Source organism: Devosia insulae DS-56 (genome assembly GCF_000970465.2).
GTDB lineage: Bacteria > Pseudomonadota > Alphaproteobacteria > Rhizobiales > Devosiaceae > Devosia_A > Devosia_A insulae.
This window is the reverse complement of the sequence record NZ_LAJE02000368.1, coordinates 1-4,432: the sequence shown is the minus strand read 5'-3', so window position 1 is coordinate 4,432 and position 4,432 is coordinate 1. Positions and strand designations below refer to the sequence as shown.

The following is a 4,432-nucleotide window of genomic DNA, read 5'->3' as shown; positions in this document are numbered from 1 at the left end:
CCCTCACCCTGGCCCTCTCCCCAGAGGGGCGAGGGGACGCGAGGTGAACCGGCGGTGCAACACCGCCCCCTCGCCCCTCTGGGGAGAGGGTCGGGGTGAGGGGTAGCCAAGCACGCCGGCGTCAGGAGAGCTATCGCCTCAGTGCACCGCTTCGCCCTTTTCGTGCACGCGGGCTTTGATCTCGTCGACCATGTTGGGACGGATCAGCTCTTCGCCATGCGCGTTGCGGAGGTGCTCGGCGGCGCGGCGGACGATTTCCGCGGTGTCCTCGGCCTGGGTGTGCCAAGTGCAGCCGGGAACCAGGGTGCCACATTCGAACGACTTCATGATCATGCTCCATCGTTGGTAGCAGGACATCAGGCGCCAGGAATGCGGCAAGTACGGGGCCGCGGCTTCGGCGAGGATACGCGGTCAATTGCATTCAAAGATTCACGAAACCTCTACGAATGTACGGCGTAGTTGATCGCAACCAGCCAAGATTACCGCCGACGATGGGCAAAGTGCCGCAAACAGCAGAGCCAGCAGCAACGTCAGAGCCGAAGGGCCTGGGCACGGTGGTGTTCGTGTGCGACCCGCATTGGGAAGGGCACGGCAAGGCCATGGCGGGACAGCTCGGCGCGCCGATGCGTCTGCTTTCGGAGCTGACGCTCGACGATCTGGCTGATGCCGAGCAGGTGGTGGTCGATGCGGACCTGCGCGACATGGATTCGGTGGGCCGGCTCAAGCACGCGCTCGACCGGGTGCCGGCGATCAAGGCGCGGACGTTCCTGATCGATGAGGGCGGCAGCGAGCGCTTACTGCGGGTGCAGGCGAATGCGCTGGGGGCGACGCGCCACATGGTGCGGAAGTTTGCGCTGGCGGAGCTGCGCCGCGAGTATTCGGTGACCGGTCGGGCGCGGCGCACCGCAGCGGCGGAGGCGGCACTCAGAGCCGATACGGGTGGTGTGTCGATCGCCGACGCCGAACGCTCGCTCGAGGTGCTGTTCGAGGGCATACTCAGCGACGCACCGATGCCCATCGAGGGCGTGTCGCAGGCGGCGGCGGGCGTCCTCGCCAGCGTCAAGGCGGTTGGCGCCGATGCCTGGCTCGCCTCGGTGCGCCGGCATCACGAGGGGACGTTCCAGCATTGCCTCCTGGTCACCGGCGTTGCCGCGGGGTTCGCCAAGGGGGCAAAGCTCGGCGGCGGGCAGGCATCGGCGTTGATGAATGCAGCGCTGCTGCACGATGTCGGCAAGGCGGTGATCCCGCGCCATATCCTCGACAAGCCGGGCAAGCTCACCTCGGAAGAGTTCGAGGCGGTGAAGCTGCATCCCGGCGCCGGGTTCGACTACCTGAGCAAGCACGGCAGTGTGTCGCCGCTGGTGCTCGATGCGGTGCGACACCACCATGAGGCGCTCGACGGCAGCGGCTATCCGGACCGGCTGCGCGGCGCTGAGATCGGGCCGCTAACCCGCATCCTCACCGTCTGCGACATCTTCGCGGCGCTGATCGAGACCCGGCCCTACAAAGAGACGCGGACGTCGTACGAGGCGATCGGCATGCTGGTGGACATGAGCATCAGCAGCAAGGTCGACTACGCGGCGGTGCGGACGCTCGGCGACAGTTTTGGGGTCCCGCTGCCGGCGCAGTTCGGCGACGTGGTGCGCGGTTTCACCGTCACTCGGCCGCACGGCTGATCACTCATCATCGAAGACGCCGAGCGCGCTGAGGCCGCGGATAGCGGTGCCGTCCTCGGTGCGGATCACTTCGCGCGGCACGATACCGCTCTCCTCGGCAATGGCATCGGCGAGCGGCTGCGAATGGGTGACCACCCAGATCTGGGCGCGCTCGGCGGCCTTGACGATGGTGCGGGCCAGCGCCGGCAAGAGGCTTGGGTGGAGGCTCGCTTCGGGTTCGTTGAGCGCGATGAAGGGCGGCAGCCGGTAAGAGAGCAGGGCGCCCATCAGGGCGAGGAACTGCAGCGTGCCGTCGGAGAGTTCGTGCGCCCAGAAGGTGCGCTTGGGCGTTTCGGGGAAGATCATGCCGAAGCGCGCGAACTCGTCGGGCGGCGGCACGACCAGTTCGGCGCCGGGGAAAGCGGCGCCGATCGTCGCATCGAGGTCAATGGTCTCGCCCCGGACATGGCGGAGGGTCGCCAGCACGGATGCGAGGTTGCCGCCGCTCGACGCCAGCATCGGCGAGGTGATGGCGCGGGCCGGCCGTCGCAGCGCCGAATCCTGATCGGTGCGAAAGCCGTGAAAGAAGCGCCAGTTGCTCAACTCCTGTCGCACCACGGCAATCTCGGGATAGCCGCCGCGCACCGTCGAAAGTGCCGTTTCGCTGGCCAGCGCCCGCTCGTCGATCAGTTCGCGCTGACCGCCCGCTGCTCGGGCAAACACTGCGTTGTTCTTCCTCTCGAGCAGGCCGACGGCACGGTTACCCTGCCGGAGCTCGACAGTTTCTTGCTTGATCTGGGCCTCGGTGGGAAAGGCGGCGGAATCGGGCGTCGGGAAACCCAGCTCGATCCGGTAGGTGGGCAGGAACTCGTCGAGTTCCAGCCGAGCCTCCAGCGTCAGGCGGTTGCGACCCTCGTGGGCGCGATACCCGTCGGTGCGGTACATCGGATCGAAACTGCCATCGGCGGAGAGGTTCCTGCCGCCGGCCCAGAAGATCGAGCCGAGGCCGCCTTCGCGGGCGATCTCGTCGGCCAGCGTGCCCCTGGCAGCAGCGTGCAGCAGTTCGAGCGAGCGGTAGAGGTTGGTCTTGCCAACGCCGTTGCCGCCGGTGAGGACGGTGAGCTGGCGCAAGGGCAGGCGAAGCCGGCGAACCGAACGAAAGCCCTTGATCTCGACATCGGTCAGCGTCATCGGCCCGGCTTCGCTCCTCTCGCGTGGCAGAGGTTTAGCGCGGCTGGCAGACGGATAGAAGCGGGGCGCGGGCGGGGCCCGCGCACCGCTTGTGGCCTCACGACACGTAAAGCTGCACCGTGCCGTTGCCGGCAGGGGCGATGTCGATGACCTGGTTGACCGCGACGTGGTTCTGGGCCAGCAGGCGCATCGCCGCCGGATCGGCCTTCAGCGCCTCACGCAGCAGGTGGATCGACTGGTCGCTGTTGTTGAGCGCGTCGAAGGCCTTGCCGGCGTCGCCGCCCTCGTTCCAGGCGGTATCGAACTTGACCACCGATACGGACCTGGCATGCAGCAGGTCGGCAATGTTCTGGCGGTTGAACACCTGGACCTGCGGGTCGAAGCTATCGACCGACATGCCGCTATTGGGCTTGGCCAGCGAGAAGGCCGGGGCCGAGGCGAAGGCCGGGGCGGCTGCTACGAGGATTGCCGCGGCGGCAGCCGTGGCTCCCAAGCCCTTGAGAATATTGCCTTTGAGAGCGTTGTTCATTTTGAACTCCACAAGCAGCGAGGCTGAAGCGCGGTTCCGTTGCGCTGGCTGGAACCGTTCGGGGGTGCGATTTTGCACCGGCAGGTGGAATCTAGGAGTGCCCCTGAGCCGCCGGTAGTTTCCGGCGGCTTAAGCTTCGGCAAGGTTGGTAAGGGGGAGGCATGAGTACGACCGCTGGCCGCGCGGTGTGTGCCTTCTCCCCTTGTGGGAGAAGGTGCCCGAAGGGCGGATGAGGGGTATCTCTCCGCGTACTCCAATCGCTCCTCGCTTGCGCTCGGAGCGCGCTACACTTCGTTGCGCGGACCCCTCATCCGGCCTTCGGCCACCTTCTCCCACAAGGGGAGAAGGCCCTCACTCTGGGGGCTGTGCCATGTAGGCGATGAATCAGGAGCACCTGGCCTACGGCCAGCGCACTTCCGGGGGCATGGAGGAGAGAATCGAGGTGACATTGCCGCCGGTCTTCAGCCCGAAGGTGGTGCCGCGGTCGTAGAGCAGGTTGAACTCGACATAGCGGCCGCGGCGGATCAACTGCTCGTGGCGGTCGGCCTCGGTCCAGGGGGTCTCGAAGTTGCGACGGGCGAGGGCAGGGTAGACGCGGTCGAAGGCGCGGCCGACATCCTGGGTGAAGGCGAAGTCGGCGTCCCAGTCCGCGGAATTGTGCTGGTCGTAGAAGATGCCGCCGATGCCGCGCGGCTCCTTGCGGTGGGGCAGGTAGAAATACTCGTCGCACCACTTCTTATAGGCGGCGTAATCGACGCCGTGGGCCTCGCAGGCGGCCCGGTAGGCGGCATGGAAATCAATGCTGTCGGGGTCGTCCTGGGTACGCCGGCGATCCAGCACGGGAGTGAGGTCGCCGCCGCCGCCGAACCACCATTTGCCGGTAACGATCATGCGGGTGTTCATGTGGGCGGCGGGAACGTGGGGGTTCCAGGGGTGGATGATCACCGAAACACCGGCGCTCCAGAACTCGGCGCCCGCCTTGGTATGCGGCATCTGGCGGGCGAATTCCTCGGAGAAGTGGCCGTGGACAGTGGAGTTGCCTTATACCCCTCCGACG

General features: G+C 66.7%; 4 protein-coding genes and 1 pseudogene. 1 reads left to right on the top strand and 4 read right to left on the bottom strand.

Annotation, left to right across the window (positions count from 1 at the left end; all coding sequences use genetic code 11):
- Nucleotides 1–138 precede the first annotated feature (138 nt).
- The gene (locus VW23_RS25035; RefSeq protein ID WP_069912208.1) at nucleotides 139–327 is read right to left on the bottom strand and encodes a DUF1059 domain-containing protein; all 189 of its coding nucleotides are present in this window, start codon (nucleotides 325–327) and stop codon (nucleotides 139–141) included.
- A 119-nt stretch (nucleotides 328–446) separates the two neighbouring features.
- Here VW23_RS25035 and VW23_RS25030 point away from each other — a divergent pair, with 119 nt between their 5' ends.
- The gene (locus VW23_RS25030) at nucleotides 447–1,676 is read left to right on the top strand and encodes an HD-GYP domain-containing protein (RefSeq protein ID WP_084646465.1); all 1,230 of its coding nucleotides are present in this window, start codon (nucleotides 447–449) and stop codon (nucleotides 1,674–1,676) included.
- On the opposite strand, the gene VW23_RS25025 is transcribed toward VW23_RS25030, so the two are convergent.
- From VW23_RS25025 to hemF, 3 genes and pseudogenes are all read right to left on the bottom strand, one after another.
- Entirely contained in the window at nucleotides 1,677–2,846 is a 1,170-nt protein-coding gene (locus VW23_RS25025; protein ID WP_069912206.1) for an AAA family ATPase, read from the bottom strand.
- Between the two features lie 97 nt (nucleotides 2,847–2,943).
- The gene (locus tag VW23_RS25020; protein ID WP_069912205.1) at nucleotides 2,944–3,375 is read right to left on the bottom strand and encodes a hypothetical protein; all 432 of its coding nucleotides are present in this window, start codon (nucleotides 3,373–3,375) and stop codon (nucleotides 2,944–2,946) included.
- 399 nt (nucleotides 3,376–3,774) lie between these two features.
- Nucleotides 3,775–4,410, bottom strand: a pseudogene (gene hemF, locus VW23_RS25015) (oxygen-dependent coproporphyrinogen oxidase); the annotation flags it as partial.
- Nucleotides 4,411–4,432: the final 22 nt, after the last annotated feature.

Excerpts from the sequence above, each read along its gene's own strand:
- VW23_RS25035 (WP_069912208.1), bottom strand. The coding sequence starts at position 327 with ATGAAGTCGTTCGAATGTGGCACCCTGGTTCCCGGCTGCACTTGGCAC.
- VW23_RS25030 (WP_084646465.1), top strand. The coding sequence starts at position 447 with ATGTACGGCGTAGTTGATCGCAACCAGCCAAGATTACCGCCGACGATG.
- VW23_RS25025 (WP_069912206.1), bottom strand. The coding sequence starts at position 2,846 with ATGACGCTGACCGATGTCGAGATCAAGGGCTTTCGTTCGGTTCGCCGG.
- VW23_RS25020 (WP_069912205.1), bottom strand. The coding sequence starts at position 3,375 with ATGAACAACGCTCTCAAAGGCAATATTCTCAAGGGCTTGGGAGCCACG.